10 protein-coding genes and 1 pseudogene are annotated in these 19,475 nt (G+C 40.4%); 1 reads left to right on the forward strand and 10 read right to left on the reverse strand.

Going from position 1 to position 19,475, the window contains the following annotated elements:
- Positions 1 to 20 precede the first annotated feature (20 nt).
- From nrdE to ACYTR8_RS00520, 10 genes and pseudogenes are all read right to left on the reverse strand, one after another.
- Positions 21 to 2,207 carry a class 1b ribonucleoside-diphosphate reductase subunit alpha gene (gene nrdE / locus ACYTR8_RS00475; RefSeq protein WP_479641480.1) on the reverse strand — a complete coding sequence of 729 codons (2,187 nt, stop codon included), beginning with the start codon at positions 2,205 to 2,207 and terminating at the stop codon, positions 21 to 23.
- Complete coding sequence (nrdI, locus tag ACYTR8_RS00480) at positions 2,191 to 2,664, reverse strand: class Ib ribonucleoside-diphosphate reductase assembly flavoprotein NrdI (RefSeq protein ID WP_479641481.1); 474 nt, start codon at positions 2,662 to 2,664, stop codon at positions 2,191 to 2,193. The genes nrdE and nrdI overlap by 17 nt, the downstream gene beginning before the upstream one ends.
- A 3-nt stretch (positions 2,665 to 2,667) precedes the next feature.
- Positions 2,668 to 3,681 (reverse strand): class 1b ribonucleoside-diphosphate reductase subunit beta, encoded by a 1,014-nt coding sequence (nrdF, locus tag ACYTR8_RS00485; protein ID WP_111715547.1) that lies wholly within the window; start codon positions 3,679 to 3,681, stop codon positions 2,668 to 2,670.
- A 529-nt stretch (positions 3,682 to 4,210) separates the two neighbouring features.
- Positions 4,211 to 6,208: a methionine--tRNA ligase gene (gene metG / locus ACYTR8_RS00490; RefSeq protein ID WP_443597704.1), complete on the reverse strand. Its 1,998-nt coding sequence runs from the start codon at positions 6,206 to 6,208 to the stop codon at positions 4,211 to 4,213.
- Positions 6,209 to 6,475: 267 nt separating this feature from the next.
- Positions 6,476 to 7,183, reverse strand: coding sequence for a YoaK family protein (locus tag ACYTR8_RS00495; RefSeq protein WP_111715545.1), 708 nt, complete (start codon positions 7,181 to 7,183; stop codon positions 6,476 to 6,478).
- A 282-nt stretch (positions 7,184 to 7,465) separates the two neighbouring features.
- Positions 7,466 to 9,133: a hypothetical protein gene (locus ACYTR8_RS00500; RefSeq protein ID WP_443597869.1), complete on the reverse strand. Its 1,668-nt coding sequence runs from the start codon at positions 9,131 to 9,133 to the stop codon at positions 7,466 to 7,468.
- A gap of 211 nt (positions 9,134 to 9,344) precedes the next feature.
- Positions 9,345 to 14,286 (reverse strand): annotated as a pseudogene (locus ACYTR8_RS00505) (S8 family serine peptidase).
- 252 nt (positions 14,287 to 14,538) lie between these two features.
- Positions 14,539 to 15,720 (reverse strand): L-lactate oxidase, encoded by a 1,182-nt coding sequence (gene lctO, locus ACYTR8_RS00510; RefSeq protein WP_111715540.1) that lies wholly within the window; start codon positions 15,718 to 15,720, stop codon positions 14,539 to 14,541.
- A gap of 141 nt (positions 15,721 to 15,861) precedes the next feature.
- Positions 15,862 to 17,382 (reverse strand): L-lactate permease, encoded by a 1,521-nt coding sequence (locus tag ACYTR8_RS00515; RefSeq protein WP_479641482.1) that lies wholly within the window; start codon positions 17,380 to 17,382, stop codon positions 15,862 to 15,864.
- 307 nt (positions 17,383 to 17,689) lie between these two features.
- Positions 17,690 to 18,322: an SdpI family protein gene (locus ACYTR8_RS00520; protein ID WP_462692966.1), complete on the reverse strand. Its 633-nt coding sequence runs from the start codon at positions 18,320 to 18,322 to the stop codon at positions 17,690 to 17,692.
- 287 nt (positions 18,323 to 18,609) lie between these two features.
- Here ACYTR8_RS00520 and ACYTR8_RS00525 point away from each other — a divergent pair, with 287 nt between their 5' ends.
- A complete protein-coding gene (locus tag ACYTR8_RS00525) occupies positions 18,610 to 19,437 on the forward strand; it encodes an exodeoxyribonuclease III (protein WP_111715535.1) in 828 nt (275 codons plus the stop codon).
- The last annotated feature ends 38 nt before the right edge of the window (positions 19,438 to 19,475 follow it).

Below are 19,475 nucleotides of genomic sequence, written 5' to 3' on the forward strand. Positions count from 1 at the left end.
TACTTTTCAATGCAACTCCTCTAAATCATGCAACTTTGACACTCATTGATTGTGTCTGTAAGCCCATTTTTATCTACACTATCCAACTGGCTATCCTCGTCGTATTGCTCACTGCCTGCTAAAACTTCTTGTCTCACTCGAACATAATAAATCGAAGCACATTTTAGTTTAAAAGCTTGAATATAAGAACGGTTAAGATCACGTGTGGTAGCCTGATCAGTCATAAATAAAGTCAATGAAATGGCCTGATCCACATGTTTTTGAGCTGCTGCTACAATCTTAATAATGGGTTCTGGACCCATTTCATAGGCCCCACGTTCATAATAAGCATAATTTTCTTGATTAATCTGATAAGCCGGGACATAAATTCTACCTAAATTCCCCTCTTTACGCACTTCAACAGGAGCAACAACTGGCTGTAAACTTGGAGTGCAAGAAGATAAGTAACTGATTGACCCTGTCGGAGCGACAGCCAATAAATGTGCATTGGCTAAGCCATAGGTTTGAATATCCCTTACCAATGCCTTCCAATCAGCAACAGTTGGTAATTGGAAGCCATAACTTTTTAACAAGGCAGCAATCCGTTTTGTTTTAGGTTTGGCATCTTCTATCACATACTGCTTAAAGTAAGAACCATCGGCATAGGTCGACTGTTCAAAATCTGCAAAAGCCCCCTTTTCTTTAGCCAATTGACAAGAGGCTTTAAAAGCGTGATAGGCCATAGTATGGAAAAACAAATCTGTAAAGTCAACAGCTTCTTCTGAATCATAGTAAAGATGATTGGTTGCCAAAAAGCCATGTAAATTCATTGCTCCTAGGCCAACAGCGTGATTAGCTGCATTGCCTTTTTCAATAGAAGGGGCGCAAGACAAATCAGAAGCTCTTGATACTTGATCTAAAGCTCTGATACTTGTCGTGATTAGCTGGCTAAAGTGTTTGGCATTAGCCATGGCTTCAGCGATATTGATTGACCCCAGATTACAACAAATGTCTTCTCCAATGTCTTTGAAGCTCAGATCATCGTTGTAGGTACTTTCTGTACTCACTTGAGCAATTTCAGAACATAAATTTGACATGACAATCCGTCCTTTTTGAGCATGAGGATTACGCTGATTGACCGTATCATCAAACAAGAGGTAAGGGTACCCAGATTCAAAATGCAATTCTGCAATCAATTGGAAAAGTTTTCTAGCGCTGATATAGGTCTTTTTAATGGCTGGATTGGCTAACAGTTTGTTATATTCCTCTGTGATGGAAATGTCTGACATGTCCTTACCATAAACGCGTTTAATATCGTATGGCGAAAAGAGGGCCATTTCTTTGTTTTCTTTTGCCAATTGAAAGGTAATATCTGGAATAACTAACCCTAAGGCTAGTGACTTGATACGAATTTTCTCATCGGCATTTTCTCTTTTGGTATCCAAAAAGGTAAGAACTTCTGGGTGATGGGCATGTAGGTAAACGGCACCTGCACCTTGACGCTGTCCTAATTGGTTGGCGTAGGAAAAGGAATCTTCTAATAATTTCATGACAGGAACGATACCCGTTGCCTGATTTTCAATTCCTTTAATCGGTGCCCCAATTTCTCGTAGGTTGGTCAAGCATAAGGCCACCCCTCCTCCTCTCTTAGACAGTTGAAGACTGGTCCCTATTGCTCGTGAAATGGATTCCATGTTATCTTCAATACGCAGAAGGTAGCAAGAGATATATTCTCCCCGTCGTTTTTTACCAGCATTTAAAAAAGTTGGTGTTGCTGGTTGAAATCGCCTGTGTAACATGTCCTTTATCAAGTTAAATAGTAACGTTTGATCCCCATTTGCTAAAAAGAGAGCATTCATGACCACACGGTCTTCAACTGTTTCTAGATAATACTTGCCATCTAAAGTTTTTAAGGCATAAGATTGGTAAAATTTCATGGCTCCCATCAAGTTTAAAAAACGATAGTCTTGTTGGTAGGCATATTGAAAGGCTTCCTTGATAACGTCATCAGGATAGGGATCAAAGATAGCTTGCTCATAATAGCCTTCCTTAATGAGATAAGCTAGTTTCTCTTCTAAAGATGGAAACATCATTCGATTGGGAGAAATCTGTTCGTCTAGGTAGCGCTCAACAGCAATGGCATCGCTATCAAAATGGTAGCTTCCGTCTGTTTTTTTAAAGCGGGTTAAGGCATTGAATGAGAGGTATGACTCATTGGGGTGTGACATGAGGTTGTCCTTTCTGTATTGTATTCATCGGTCTGTTTTTAAGTTTTGGATGTTTCTGATGTTGATAGCGGGCAAAAATCGCCTGTACCTTTTTGACATCTGTAGTGGTTCCTAATAGCTCAAATTGGTGTAAAAGAGGCACCTGTAATTTTTGAGAAATGATAGGTCCTGCAATGGCAAAGGTATCTCCAAAATTGGTATTTCCAGAAGAAATCACTCCCTTACAATGCTTACGATTAGTAGGGTTATTGAGAAAGTGAATGACTTGTTTAGGCACTGCTCCTTTAGCATCTGAACCGCCCGCAGCATAGGTTGGTACAATCAGTAGGTAGTCAACACCTACCTCAACTGGGCTATCATCTATCGAGATACGTTGGGCGGGCAACCCTAATTTTTGCACGAAGCGATGGGTGTTATTGGACTTAGATGAAAAATAAACAATAATCAGCTCTGCCATCCCTTAAAACTCCCAATCGTCATCGGTGGTTTCTTCTGTTATGCCCATGACATAAGAAGAACCATTTCCTGAGAAAAAGTCATGATTTTCATCTGCACGCGCGGATAGCTGGGCAAAAACTTCTGGTGAAACGCGCGTTTCTTCTTCTGTAAATGGCGACTCGTATCCCAAATTTTGAAGAAACTTTCCAGCGTTATAGAGGCTGAAACGAATAGCGTCTTCTGCCAAGTCAAAACCATCGTACAATTCTTTTAAATAAGCTTTTTCAAGATCAATCAACTCATAGAGCAAGTCAAACACAAAGGTCTTCATCTCAGCCTGTTTTTCTGGACTAAGACCTGCTACTTTTTGTTGGTATTTATAGCCACTGTAATAATTGTGAATCACCTTATCCCGCAAAATGAGGCGAATGATGTCAGAGGTGTTTGGCATTTTCCCGCGAGCTGATAAGTAAAAAGGAAGGTAAAAGCCGCCGTACAATAAGAAACCTGGCATCATGGCTGCTGCCACTTTTGACTTCAACGGATCATTGCCAGTATAGTAGGGGATTAAGACACGCGCTCGTTCTTGTAGACTTTGAGTGGAAACCACCCATTCATGAGCTTCTTCAATTTGTTCGCTGCTGCAAAGAGTCGAAAAAATTGTCCCGTAAGACCGTGCGTGAATGGCAACCATAAAGGCAAAATTCGTGTAGATGACTTGCTCATGGTCTGTTTGTGAATGCTGAATTTGTGCCACATCTCCAACAGTTGCTTGCACCGTATCTAGCAGCGTTAAACCAGTATAAGTTCTGGTGATTAATTGCTGCCAGTCCTCACCTAGAGACCGCCAAGAGGTTAGGTCATTAGAAACAGGGACTTTTTCAGGTAACCAAAAATTCTGGGTGACACGGTTCCAAACCTCCAAATCTTTGTCGTCATTGAGGTGATTCCAGTTAACCGAACGCAACTGCTTTTTGGTCTTAGATAAGGCGTAATCAATTGGCGATTGAGATCGCTCATAGTAATGTTGAGTCATTCGTCTCCTTCAAGGCTTATATTTTCACAAGAGTAACTAGTGCCATTAAGCCTAAGATGTCACTAGATGAGAGAAAGAACGTCACTGAGTTTTAAGTAGCACAAAAAGACTTGCATTTAAGCAGCGCTTTTCTATTGGTAAATGTTAGGTGCTTGAACATTCCTATTTAGAATGTTATCAACTGTCTTATTGAACAACCATCACTGTTCGTTTTTTCTCGAAAAATTAAGCATACTTAATTTTTATAAAACCATGATACCACAAGATATAGTGCTTTGCAATATTTTTATGACAATATATAGTAGCAAGACTTCTCCAACACCCTCATACTGTAGTTGTAAAGCTTATGTAAAAAAACAAACAAACGAACAGAATCATTTTTTAGGGGACAAAAGGTAATTCTAGAGTGACAAAACCAAGGTTTTTATATGTCTGTATGTATGCAAGACAAAAAGGCCGGGACAATCGTCCACGACCTTTTTCATGTTTTGTAATGCTTAAAATAGTTTCAGTTAGCAACTTCTGGAATTTAACCAATCACACTTCCATTTGGGACAGATGGATCAACGGTTAAAACCGTTAGCTGATCCCCATGCTCTGCTGATAGAATCATCCCTTGACTGATGTATTTTTTCATCATTTTACGAGGTTTGAGATTAGCAACAATTTGTAGTTTTTTGCCAACTAATTCTTGTTCGTTGGGATAGAATTTGGCAATACCTGACAAGATTTGACGGTCTTCCCCATCCCCTGCATCTAATCTAAAACGAAGCAATTTATCGGAACCTTCCACTTTTGATACTTCCTTGACTTCTGCCACACGAATTTCCACAGCATCGAAGGTTTCAAATTTGATGTCGTCTTTTTCAGATTTGAGCTCGACATCTTCAGGTATCCATTCTTTTTCTTGGGAAATAGCTGAGCTACTACCCATTTGAGCTTTGATATAGTCGATTTCAGCTTCCATGTCAAGACGTGGGAAAATCGGTGTCCCTTTGGCAACAACCTTTGTATTGTCAGGAAAATCTGCTAAAGCAAGAACTGACAAATCAGAAACAGGTTCCAAGCCAAGTTGTGCCATGATAGCAGCTGATGTTTCCATCATAAATGGTTGAATCAAATGAGCAACCACACGCAAGCTGGCTGCCAAGTGTGCCATGACACAGGCCAATTGAGCTTTGTCTCCATCTTCTTTAGCTAGCACCCAAGGAGCTGTCTCATCAATGTATTTGTTGGTACGAGCAATGATAGTCCAAATGGCTTCTAAGGCGCGTGGGTAATCCACCGCTTCCATGTACTTATGATAGTCGGCCAACTGAGCATCGATCAACTGACTTAACTCAGTATCAAAGGCAGTCCCGTTTTCAACGTAAGCTGGCACCGTGCCATCAAAATACTTGTTGATCATCGCAACGGTACGATTCAATAAATTACCAAGATCGTTGGCCAATTCATAGTTAATACGACCCACATAATCTTCAGGGGTAAAGGTACCGTCTGAACCAACCGGCAAGGAACGCATGAGGTAATAACGAAGTGGATCCAGTCCAAATCGCTCAACTAACATTTCTGGGTAAACGACATTGCCTTTTGATTTAGACATTTTACCGTCTTTCATAACAAACCAACCATGGGCAATTAAGCGTTCTGGCATTGGTAGATCAAGCATCATCAACAAGATTGGCCAATAGATACTGTGGAAACGCAAGATATCTTTTCCAACCATGTGGAAAACCGTTCCATTCCAGAATTTGTCAAAGTTAGCATGGTCCGTTTGACCATAACCAAGGGCTGTCGCATAGTTTAGGAGGGCATCAATCCACACATAAACCACGTGTTTTGGGTTTGATGGAACAGGTACACCCCAAGTGAAGGTAGTACGACTGACTGCTAGATCTTCTAGACCTGGCTCAATAAAGTTTTTCAACATTTCATTCATACGACCATCTGGTTGGATAAAGTCAGGTTGCTCTTTAAAGAAGGCTACGAGACGGTCAGCGTATTTGCTAAGGCGTAGGAAGTAAGATTCTTCTGATACCCACTCTACTTGGTGACCTGAAGGAGCAATCCCTCCAATAACCTTACCGTCTTCATCTCTAAAAACTTCTTCTAGTTGGCTTTCAGTGAAGAATTCTTCATCAGAGACAGAATACCAACCAGAGTATTCACCAAGGTAAATGTCATCTTGCGCCAGTAATTTTTCAAAAACAGCAGCAACGACCTCTTCGTGGTAATCGTCAGTTGTCCGGATAAATTTATCATAAGAAATATCTAGCAATTGCCAAAGGTCTTTGACATCCTTTGCCATGTTATCAACATAGGTTTGAGGGCTAATGCCTGCTTCTGCTGCCTTGGTTTGAATTTTTTGCCCATGTTCATCAAGTCCTGTGAGATAGAAGACTTCATGTCCCATTAGGCGCTTGTAGCGTGCCAAAACATCACAGGCAATGGTGGTGTAGGCAGAACCGATGTGTAATTTACCAGATGGGTAATAGATGGGTGTCGTAATGTAAAATGGTTTTTTCATCATAGTTTCCTTTCAAAATCATACTCAGATGAAAGTAGGATTGAGATATATCGTATCAGACCTCGTGGTTTTCTGTTGAAACACCGTTTATCAAGGCAAATGAAACCTTCTTTATCAGTCTCCTGTTAAGAAAAGGTTAGCTGAAAACAAACAGCCATTAATGGTTTATTATACCATATTTTAGAGACGAACAAAACCTACCTTTCTAAGGAAAAACTGTTATCTCTTCAAAGATAGAGGCTTTAGATCAATTGATGTGACTTCGGCTTAAGCTCTTTTAATGGGTTTGATTTTCGTTTGAATATGGTAGAATTCCTGAGCCAATAAATAATTGACATACAGCAGCGGAATCAAGATAGGTGTGAGAGCATATTCATCATAAGTTAAGGACAAGATGGTGGAGCAAACCACTCCGCAGGCAAAGGATAAAATCACAATCAAGGTGTTCCGACCAATATGGGTAATCTCTTGATTCTTTTCATAAAGTCCCTTGGTCAATAAATAGGCGGCATTTTTGATGTTTCCTGTCATCATGACATTAGCATAGCTAGCCCCTCGTAAGGTCTTAAAGGTGTCCACTTGAATAGAAGCAAAAAAAGCCAAGGCTGCCACCGTAAAATTGGAAGGGAGAAAAGGCGTGAATAAGGCTGTTCCAAAAGCAATCCCTGTTAAGATAAAGCTTGATAATAAGTACCAGTGTAATCCTTTTTGCTTTGCCCAGCGGTGCATGAAGTAGGTAAAAGACTGCCCAAGCATAAAAACGAGCATGGGAAGTAAAAATTGTAGCGCCTCTTCCAGTTGCTTTTCTGACAAACGGATAGCAAAAGATAACAGATTCCCTGTTTGCACACCGGCAAAGCGTTTGCCTTGGGTCATATAGGTGAAGGCATTGACATAGCCACTGATAAAACAGAGCATCATGGCACATCGCAACCCCTCATAAACTTGATATTTTTTTCGTTTCTTTCTCGACATAATTGCCCTTTTAATCCCCTTTTCTAACCTCACATTGCAAAAGAAAAAATACTGAAGAACAGTATTTTGCTCGCTTTAAGGAGAGTTTACTACCTTTCTCGGTAAGCACATCACTAGGTACTCCGTTCTTAACAAAGGTGATGACCCTCCAAATGATAGGCTTAGTATAGCACATAAAGCCTGTTAAATCAAGCCTCTCAGCTACTTCCTCAGCAGCTTTACTTCCCTATTCTGACATCAAAAAAGCAAGTTTGTCACTTGCTTTTTTGATTGTCTCTCCTATTATTGCTGGTCATTTGGTTCCACTATGGTAAATCCTTTAAGAAAATGATCATCTATCATTTCTGCTTCGAAGTGATCGCCAACTTTTAAGAAGGGCAAAAGATCTGTCGTCTCACTACTTGCTTTGACTTTATACACATTGCCATCAGAAGCAAGGTAATAAACGGTTGTTCCTGAAATGATTTGGCTGGCTAATTGTTCAACCTGTCCCGAAACCATCTTAGCTTTTTTCTGAGAAACAGTGGCTGAGGACAAGGAACTGGTATCACGATCCGTAAACTGAGCGATGAGGGTCTGAATGTCATTATTGACGGTAACTTGCTGGTAATCTTCAGCATCTACAAGGGCATAGGACTTAACGAGACCTGCCGCGTCTTTTAATGAAATCAAATAATAGGCTTTGTCGTTCAGTTTAACAAGCGTCGGTGCAGTTGCCGAATAGTTTTTCTCTTGTACTTCTCCTTCTGCAGATTTCATGGCAGAGCGTTCAGTGGCCGAAGCCAACTTGTAATTGGTAATTTCTCTTGTCCGCATATTAACCAAGATAAAGCCAAGATTTGACGAATCGGCCGTTGCTGATGTAATACCTGTGTAGAGGTAAATGTCAGAACCAATGGTGATGTAATTGTAACTATCAGTCGTTTGTTTGACGCCTGTTTGACTAAAGATGGTATTCCAGTAGCCATTTTGATAGGTGTAATGATCATTAACCCTTTCTAACACATTCTCAGAAGAGTAAACACGGTCTACCCATCTAGGTACTGATTTCAAGTTATAGTATTTAGACTTCCCACTAACAGCATCCAGTAAGATGACTCCTGTTGGGTCTTGTGAGGATAAGCCAAATTTTGGTGCATAAGTTGTTGCGACATAATAAGGATTGCCATTATCGTCTACCTCAAAAGATGGATCAGCAAAAATGGTCATTGGGTATTGGAAACGCAAATGCCTCATGGTGTCACGCAAGAGATATTCTGAATGAGAATACTTCATGGCCTTGTTTAATTTGACTAGTTCTGCTTTACCTGTAGTCTGATTAACCTTGACATAGTAATCAATTCCCTCTTGACGGTTGGTCACCCATTTCCAAAAAGACTTGTATTCCAGAGGTGAGACGCGGTAAGGGCGCTTACCGATAGTGATCTGACGGTATTCGTCTGAAATACCAAACTGAGAAACTTTATCAATGGTTCCTAAATAAGTATCGCCAATTTTTTCGGCAGAATCACGGTCCAATAAAGCTAGCGCTGATAAATCCGTTTCTGGAAAATCCTTGTTGAAGTCGGCGTTTTTAACCTCAATAACCTGGGCATAAGACTTGGCACGAAAGAGTTTTGTGTTAACCACTGTAATCAATGAGAGAATCCCTACAAGCATTACAATGACTAAGCTCAGCCACTTCACCGAACCCGTTAAGGAATGCTTGGAAAAACTGCCCGTGACATCTTTACGACCAAGCCCTTGTTTAAAGGAACGGGTTACCGTCGTTGTCATATCAAAGGCTGATAGGATAACCAAAGTGATTAATAATAGAATCAGAGCAAAAATCACAAAAGACCAGAAAGCTAAACTCCATATATTTAAAGCTGGCAAGTAAATCCAGTAACATGCTGCTAGCAAGAGGAAGTCTAGCCCAAATAATATCAGCGATAGCCTTTTTTTCATCATAATAACCTCCTAACCAAATGAAACCCTTAATCTAAAAGCTTTTCTTTATTGTATTTTATCATATTTCACCTTAAAAAATGTTAAGAAACCTTAAAAATCAAAGAAGGAATGGCCTTTTACCACTCCCTCTTCAACTTTTCTTGGTCTGTTAGATACTTGCCTTCAATTTAAACAAAAGTACTAGTTTTTTAGTTTTAAACCTTCAGAAATGTTAATCCATTTTTTTACGGCTAAATAGAGCGGCTAAACTAATCAGTAAGAAGCCAAGTATACTCCATTTCACCAGTGCCTTATCACCTGTTGTTGGTAATTGAACTGCCGCTTCTGACTTTTTCTGATTGTGTGAAGGGCTTACCATCGTCGGTACCGCAGAACTCTCTGTGTTCGTCTCAACTGAGGTAATCCCCTGTTGATGATCATCTGAGACAAGCAACTGCTCACTTGCATCCTTCACTAGGCGTAAGGCTAACTCATGAACTTCATTTTGTTTAGCCTGCACCCTTGTCTCTCCCTCAACACGATAGCCTTTTGGCAGGGTTACCACAAGTTGGTAACTGCCATCTCTAACTGTTTTTCCATAAGCCTTTGGAACATATAGAGATTGCTTGAGAGGAATCAAGTGTCCTTGAGGCGTTTTAAGACTAACCTGACTGCCTTCTGGTAACAAGCGATCAAAATGAACCGTCACTTGAGAAGAATCCATTTTTGCCATCGCAAAGGCAATGTGTTGGAAAGGGTTATCTTCCGTTAAGGTAAAGCTAACTACCTTGTCAGATTGCAGCTCAACAAGATTAGTGTCATAAGTCAACAGTTCAACCGTATATTGTCCAAATGGTAATATCAGGCTGTTAGCTGATTGGTTGAAATAATCTAAGGTCTCAATCGGTTTACCAGCTGCATCGCGGACAAGATAGGTAAAGCTAATTGGGTGTTTTCCTTCTAGAGCATTTACATCTAGCGCTAAACTTAAGCCCCCTTTTCCTTGACCAACCGCTCTTAGATTCTGCAGCGTCGTAAAAGCAATATTACCAGACTTATCTTCCACAAGGTAATAATAATCTCCTAGAGATACGCCCTCTACTGTTGAAATGGTATAAGAGCCGTCTTCATTTTGAGGAATCAGAACCTTGTTATCAGTAACAGTAACAGAATGTTGGGACTCGGTCACATCAAATAGTCGACCATTTTTCTTAGTGAGACAGAACACCTCGACACGAGCAATCCCTGAGCTACTAATCGCCTGTGGCTGCCCTGGAGTGAAGAATTCAACGTCATTATCCTTACGGAAACTCCCTTGCGTCAGGATTGTTTTGTTATGATTCACTGATACTTTGAAAACCTTCTCCTGCGCGTGATTATTGGCATCATGATAGGTGATAACGTATTGGTAGCTGCCAGATAGAACTTTCTCACCTCCAGCAGTGATTCCACGCCAAGCAGTACTTACAATATCTGATAGGTCTGCACCTGGTTGACTGAACCAAATAGGCGTTAAACGTTGTTGATCTTCTGCAGCAAAAACCGTGACCTGTAAGTTATTATAGGTCTTGTTTGGCAATCCTTTGAAAGCTACAAAGTCTTTATTACCATCGTCATTTGGTGAAATAAAGAAGTCTTGTTTTAGTGTCACCAATTGACTGTGAGGACGATTGCGGTGGCTGACGGCTAGCTGAGCTTGGTTGGTAACCAATCCGGTGTCAGTTGCTACCATGTCAAGATTATCCTCGTAACCAACTTTTTTCTGATAATTACCATCTGTCAGTGTCAGATGCACCAAGTCATTGCCGATAGTTTTTGGTAAATGATCCCCTAATTTAGCAATGGCAATGTTACCTGCAAAGTCTCCCACCATATAATAAAAGTTACCTAGTGCTGCCTTATCAAGCGGCAAGATGAAACTACCATCTGCTTGACGAGCCACAAATTGTTTATTGTCTGCTACAGAAACATATTTGTAACCATTGTTAATGCTAATGGTGTAAGGTTTGTTATCTTTAGTTTCCAAGTAAAAGACACTATCTCTTAGAACACCTGACGGACCAAGATCTTCTATGGCCGTGGGACTGAATTGATTGGTCCTTGGATCAAATGTTGCCTGATTTAAAAGAGGTTTTTGACGATCTAAAATTAACTCAAACGTCATTTCCTGACGCTTGGCACCGACCACGTCTGGGTAATAAGATACCACATAATGGTAATGACCATCCGGTAAATCAGCACCTGTTGAAGATTTGCCAGAAAATTCTGTTTCTAATAGGGTCGTTGATTTCGCAAAACGAATATCACTGTTAAAGTTTTTATCCCCTTTAAAACTTTTCGGGCTAAGCCAAAGAGGAGATTGATGTTCCTTGTCACTGGCTTGATAAACGCTGGCTTTTAGACCTTGGTATTTCCGTAAAAAGACTGCTGTAAAAGCAGCAAAATCTTGATGATGATCTCCATTTGGTGAAATCGCTAAGACAGGCTGTCCTTGATTATTTCGACCTAAGATGAATTTACCATCTTGATTTCTAAATGTCCCAAGAGTATGCAAGCCATTATCTGAGATAGTCGCTGTCGAGACATTAGTATCTGTTCCTAATGTCACTAAGCCGGTGAAATGTTTACCAACATAGATATCATCTTTAGGGCCTGACTCATCAAAATAAAAGCCTTTTTCTCCTTTAGCTTTTAGCTGGTAAATTGATTCTTCGACGACTGCAAGGTTTTCAAACTCGCCTTTAAATCCTACAAAAGGAATCGTAACCTGGTTGTTTTGTTGATTGTTACTATCCACAAAACGCACAAATCCTTCTAAATAATAACCGTTTGGCATTTGCTGACTTAGCTCTTCTGTGAAAGCTGACGCATCCAGAGTGATAGTGATTGTTTTTTGACCATTAGCAGGAACTTCAATGATTTCACCCGGATAGATTTTTAGCAAGCGAGAGGTCAGGGTAAATCGCCCTTCTTCAGGATTGACTTTATCTGTTAACAACTCTGTCTCATAGCGCAAGCTTTTAGCTTCTTGAGATAAATTATGAACAGTTACCTCAAATGAAAAATTATCTGTGACATTCCCCAAAGAGATGCTGCCGTAGTTGTCTTTTCCTGTTACATAAAGGCCACTGCTTACCGCCGCCTCAAGATTCAGTAAGCCAGCTCCTTGCTGACGTGGGGATGTTGTGACATTTGACACTGGATTCACATGGACCTGAGCATTACTCATCATGATATTTTTAACCAAATCTGCTACTTGGTCTTTTGGCAGATCAGGCTTAATTTGCTCAAGATATTGTTTAATCAATAGGCTAGCTCCTGCAATTTGAGGAGCAGCCATACTGGTCCCCGTTTGGCTACCATAGTGATTATCATTATAAGTTGAGTAAATATCCCCACCGGGTGCTGTTACATCAGGTTTCAAATAGCCATCCGAAGTCAGTCCCCAATTTGAAAAATGGTTCATCTCATTGCCCTTTTGACTAGGCGCTTTTGATAAGCTGCTATCAAACATTAAATTTCCTGTCCCATTCCCATTTAAGGTTGACATAGCCTTACCAAATTCATGAGATATAAAGGCAAGTGGAAGCACCATCCCATGAGGATTTAAACGTATCAAACGATTAGCCTGACCTGGGACATTGTTAAACATGACAACACCTACGGCGCCATGGGCTTTGGCTTGTGCAATCATGTCATCATAGGTTTTCTCTGGATCACGTTCAATTAAAACGATTTTATCTTTAATATCCTTAGCTGTGTAACCCGCTTCTGTTAATTGCTCAATATACACAAACGGATAGGACAAGTCATAACCAAGGCTGTTTTTGATATCTTTAAAATCAACAGATTCTACATAAATCGCTTTACCATTGTTAAGATCAGCACGATCCTGTAACCCTTCAACGGTCATTAAGCGTTCAATGACCCATTTGTTATTAATGGCCGCTACAGACGTTGGCGTACGACCTGTCGACGGAGAGCCCACTAGGCCATAATCAGGATTAGTCACAAAAGGATCATCGTGATCAGAACCAAACACGCGCTCATTTCCTGCGGCAACTACCACAGATACGCCTGCTTGTTTTGCCTTTTCAATAGCCTCCATAAGAGCTCGGTTACCACTAAGTTGGGAACCGTTGGCAGATCCAAGGCTAAGGTTGATGGCATCAGCTCCTAGAGCCACTGCGTCTTCAATAGCCTTAATGAAGAGAGTCCCCTGTTCCCATGACATCATTTGCAAAAACACGCATGAACATGACCTGTGCTTCTGGAGCAATTCCTAAAAAGCCCTCTCCAGTAGCTGCTGCTTCGATGCCATTTCCTGCGGCAATCCCCGTAACGTGCATGCCATGTGATTCGTATTTGGTGTCATCATCTATTTCTGGCCAGTCAATCTCAAGTGATCCCTGAATATCCTCTATCTTAATAACCGTTTCTTTTGGAGGCTCAACCGCTTGTGGACGATAATGCTTGGATGACTTAACTTTTTGAACATCAACCTTGATATCAAGGCCTTCCAACTCTTCCTCACCAAACAAATCAAACTTAACTTCTTTGACCTTGTCATTATTTTCCACATAATTATGAGCAAAGATCACTTTATAAGTTAACCACACCCCATACTGGATGCCAGCTGCTTTTTTACGTTCTTCCATAGCTGCTTTGGAAGTTACTTTTGCCGTGGACACATCGGTTAAGCGCATAGCTTGATGATTAGCATCAATGCCAGTATCAATAATCGCAATCACCTTGCCTTGACCTTTGAATCCTCTATCCCAGGCTCCTTTTGTCTTAACCCAGTCATGAACATCCCTATTGACTGGAGGCAACTCCGAGGTCTGATGAAGGTCTGTTACCTCACCACCCTTATTTGTTCCATTATCTTCTTGTGTGGCTGATTCTATTGGTGGTTGAGCACCTTTACCAACGTCAACTCCAACCTCCCCTGCCATGTCTGAATCCTTTGTTGCAGGCACGGGTAAAACCGGAGACTCTTTAGCCTGATGCTCTTGCGCTGGCAACTGAGTGACACTTCCGTTAGCCGTTAGGCTGGTAGTTGCTACCTCCTCTGCTGATATGCTACTTGTTGCAAGGAATAACAGACTTCCAATTAAAACTGAAACCGTCCCTAATTTGTGTTTTCGAAGGGAAAAACGTTGTTTCTTCTCCACTTAACTTCCTCCTAAATTGGACTAAAATGAAGTTATTTTTAAATTAATTAATAACTCATTTCATATTAATAATATTTGAGCATTTAACCATATTTTTCCAATAAAATAAATCCCAAATAGTAATAATGTAAGAAGTTTTGCTTTTTAATATTTTAATAAAAAAGAAAAGTCATAGTGATAAGTCAAACACAAAAAACCTTTGCTCCCTATCTCAGGGTAACAAAGGTTATTCCTTGTTTGCTAATCTATTGCTTAGTCTAAGCGAAGGGCATTCTGATCGAACGGAATAGAAGAATCGTATGGATTGTGACGTAAAGTGAAGTTTCTGATATCTTCAACAGTTTGAGTTCCAGCAAGCTGCATAACCATCTTCAGTTCATCATTTAATTTTTCAAAGACTTGGCGTGTGCCGATGCTTCCACCCATTGCTAAACCATAGATAACTGGACGACCAAGGGCAACAAGATCTGCTCCTGAAGCAATCGCTTTAAAGACATGTTGACCACGACGGACACCAGAGTCAAAGACAATTGGAACACGCTTATCAACAGTTTCTGCTACTTCTTGTAAAGAGTCAAAGGCAGCTGGTCCACCATCTAACTGTCGGCCACCATGGTTAGTTACCCAAATACCAGAAGCTCCAGCATCCAAGGCACGCAAGGTATCTTCGGCACATTGAGGACCTTTCACATACACTGGTAACCCTGAATATTGGGCAATGTATTCCACATCCTTTGGAGAGAGAGCTTGTTTAGCTGATTTGTAAACATAGTCCATCGTCTTACCAGCTCCATCAGGAAGGTATTCTTGAACAATCGGCATACCAACTGGGAAGACAAAACCATTACGTTTATCAACTTCTCGGTTTCCTCCAACTGTCGCATCCACCGTTAAAACAATTGATTTAACCCCTTGTTCTTTTAGACGATCCATAATGTGGCGGTTAATGCCGTCGTCTTTACTATAATAGAATTGGAACCAATGAGGCGCTCCGTTTAGAGCAGTCGTGATTTCAGGTAAATCAGTGGTTGAGTATGAACTAGTTGTATAAATCGTTCCAAACTCACTCACACCTTTAGCTGAAGCTACCTCTCCTTGTTCATTAGCTAATTTATGGGCAGCTACTGGTGCCATAATAATTGGAGAACTTAAACGGTCACCATCAAATGTAATTTCAGTGCTTGGGTTATCCACACCTTTCAAACCATGAGGGACAATTAATTTGTGGTTAAAAGAACGAATATTTTCGTGGAGGGTAAAGGTATCACCAGCACCACTTGCAATATATCCAAAGGCTCCTTTAGGGATGACCTGCTGAGCCATCTTTTCTAAATCGAAAACATTAATAAAATCAACGTTTCCTTCAGCGCTACTCGTTTTAAAATCCATAACGAAGTCAGTAGTTTCTTCTGTAACGACTGTTTTTTGTGCCATTTATATTCTCCTGTGTTGTTAAATTATTTGTGAGCGCTTACAAATTATACCTAAATTATATTAGATTGATTTGTAGCTGTCAAAGTATATGCTCACACATCTTTTATTTTTTAATGTCTTCTTCAGTTCTATCTTTTCTATCTATAGATAACCTAATGCTTTACCCATAATAAAGACAACCAAGCAAGTGAGTAGGATGTAGAGGAAACAGAATTTCATGACCTCTTTCAACAAGCGTCCTTCTTGCCCTTCTAACCCAATTGCGACCGCAGCAACCGCGATACTTTGTGGTGAAATCATTTTACCAGCGGTAGCACCTGACATATTGGCCGCTGCTAACCAGTAAGGATTCATGTTAAGGTTACTTGCTGCTTTGACTTGTAATTCTCCAAATAAGACATTGGCAGACGTATCACTTCCTGTGATGAATGTTCCCAATGAACCAATGATTGGTGCGATAAAAGGATAAAAACCACCTGTCACTGCTACTAAACTAACAGCGATTGTTCCAATCATTCCACTATAACTCATCACCTTAGAGAGGGCAACAATGGAAGCCACCGTTACCATCGTTTTAGTCAGTTGTTTGATGCTTTTCGCGAGAATCTGACCAATTTGACCAATGCTCATGCCTTGACCTAATCCTGCCAAAACAGTCGCTAAGATAATCATGGTTCCCGGTGAGGTTAGCCAATTAATCGTATAGGGCTTAGCATGATCGCCTGTATAAATGGAAAAAGTAGTCGATACTTTTGACAATAATTGATTAATAGCAGGGAATAAAGACGAGGTCAACATGATAAAGATGAAAACAAGAAGAAAAGGTAGGGATGCCATAACACCCTCTTTTAAGGATACTGGTTCAGCAGTTTCTGAGCTAACATTTCCTTTTTCTTTGAGTTTAACAAATAAAACAGTTACCAAAATACAAAGGAGTGATCCAATAATAGATGGTAACTCAGCTCCCAAATAGTGAGAAATAACGATTTGTGGTAAGGCAAAGGAAAGTCCAGAAGCTAAGGTTAACCCAAAAATCCCTTTAAACGAACGATCTCCCTCTCCTGCTAGAGAAACAAGGACAAAAGGAATAGCAACGATTAACAGAAATAGCTGGATAGAAACAATAACAGAGAGTTGTTTAACTTCTAGCCCTGTTACTTGAGCTAGAGTCGTTACAGGCAATCCAATAGCTCCAAAAGCTGTTGGTGTTGTATTTGCGATTAAACAAATCAAGGCTGCTCTTAAAGGTTTCATGCCTAAGGCCACTAAAATACTAGCCGGAATGGCAACTGCTGTACCAAATCCTGCAATGGCTTCAAGAAATCCTCCAAATCCCCAGGCAAGGATAAGCACTAAGATGCGCCTATCGTTTGAAATACTTGTCAGTAATTGCTTGATCACGGACATACCACCTGAAGCCGTTGTGAGATTGTAGGTAAAGACCGCTGCTACAATAATATAGACAATCGGCCAAAATCCCATCATGGCGCCTTCTAATGCAGCAGTCAGACTATCAGTGACCTTAAAATCGAAAGCAAAGATACTGGTTACAATGGTAATCACTAGTCCTATCAAACAGGCCAAATCGCCGCGAATCCGAAAAACGGCTAGGGACAGAATAAGCCAAACAATAGGAATGATTGCAAATAATGTTTGAATCATGGTTATCAAAGGACCTCTCTATAACTAAAATATAAAAGTAATGTTATCATAATTTGTTAGCGCTTACAAATTCTCTTTTATTTTATTAAACCTTAGTCTTTCCGTCAACTCTAATGCTCACACCATTTAATGATTTCAAAGTGAGATATTCCTCTAACCCTGATGTTATCAGATTCTTAGCTTTCAAATTATTTTTTTCATAATTTTAGGATCGCTCGACTCTTTTTCTTTTCCGACATAAAAACACGCTAGTTATGACTAACGTGTGTGTCTTTTACTTGTTGTTTACATATTTACCGTTAGAGAACTACTTTTTCTCAGCTCGGTTCAATAAGTAAGAATAAACAATAGGAACGACCAGCATAGCACCTAAGACTACCATAACAGCACTCTGAACATCAGCCTTGAAATAGCTGAGAGCAAAGAGAAAGCTACCACCAACAAGCCATATAGGTCCAGCAAAGCGATGGGTTTTGGCCCAGTTATCTTCATCTGCTAAGGTCCAAGGAAGGCGAATACCCATGATAGGATTTTGCTTAAGATAGGGTAGGAGAAACCCCAATACTATCAAAAGACAGGCAAGTCCTGCTATTGGATTGAATAGATTACGGTTGACAAAACCAGCCGAGGTTAATAGAATACCTGTCTGAACCACCAGACACAAACTAGGCAACAGCCAATAGATGAGGTATAAAGCAGCACCTTTCTGTGTAATTATGGGTTTCTTAGTTCCAATAAATAAGGTGATGAGATGGATTCCTAGTATGATAAGCGGTAAAGCCATAATACCTTCCAACTTCGTTGAAAAGCCATCTGCCTGCCCTGTTAGGTCAAAGTGAGTTGGGATTTTTTCAGGAAGGTACTGCAACAGTATTAGACCAAGAATAATAGGACTTAGCGTGACAAGACTGCTTAGCACTGTTAGTTTTTTTGATAACATTATTCTCAAACCTCCTTGAACATGGGAGCAACATCCTCTACTTCTTCTTTTTCAACTTATCACTATTATAGCACTTCTGGATACAAAAACACCTTCTTTAATGACAGCTGAATTTCTCCTAGAATAAGCACAATAGTCTTTGCTATTTCCCTTTATCATAGCACTCTTAACCCTAAGGAAACACTATTTTCATTTTTTGAAAATAATGATCCAGGCTCCAAAGGTCGCTGCTCGCTTATTTTTTTGTTACAATAAAAGTAAGATTATCTGTTAGAAAGAGAAACCTAATGAAACTTATCTCATGGAACATCGATTCCTTAAATGCTGCCCTCACAGGAGAATCTCCTCGTGCCCTTCTATCACGCGCTGTTTTAGACACTTTAGTCGCTCAAGATGCGGATATTATTGCCATTCAAGAAACCAAATTATCTGCTAAGGGCCCTACCAAGAAACATGTTGAGACCCTGCTTAGTTATTTTCCGTACTATTTGCATGTTTGGCGTTCTTCAGTAGAGCCTGCTCGAAAAGGCTACGCAGGAACCATGTTCCTTTACAAAAACACACTAAACCCTGTCATTACCTTTCCAGAAATTGGTGCCCCCACAACGATGGATGCCGAGGGCCGTATGATTACTCTAGAATTTGAAGACTTTTTTGTCACACAGGTTTACACCCCTAATGCCGGCGATGGCCTTAGACGTTTAGAAGACCGTCAAATTTGGGATCAAAAATACGCTGATTACTTGGTTGAACTTGATGCTCAAAAGCCTGTTTTGGCTACGGGAGATTACAACGTTGCCCACAAAGAAATTGATTTGGCAAATCCAGGTAGCAATCGTCGTTCACCCGGTTTTACCGACGAAGAGCGTCAAGGTTTTACTAACCTATTGGCAAGAGGCTTTACAGATACCTTCCGTTACTTGCACGGAGATATTCCCAATGTTTATACCTGGTGGGCACAACGTAGCAAAACCAGCAAAATCAACAATACCGGTTGGAGAATTGACTATTGGTTAACGTCAAACCGACTTGTGGATAAGATTAACCGCTCTGAGATGATTTCTTCTGGGGAACGCCAAGACCATACGCCAATCCTCTTGGATATTGACTTATAATGTCCAAGTAGCCTGACAACTCGACTAAAGAAAAAGAA

Source organism: Streptococcus sp. F2 (genome assembly GCF_056500955.1).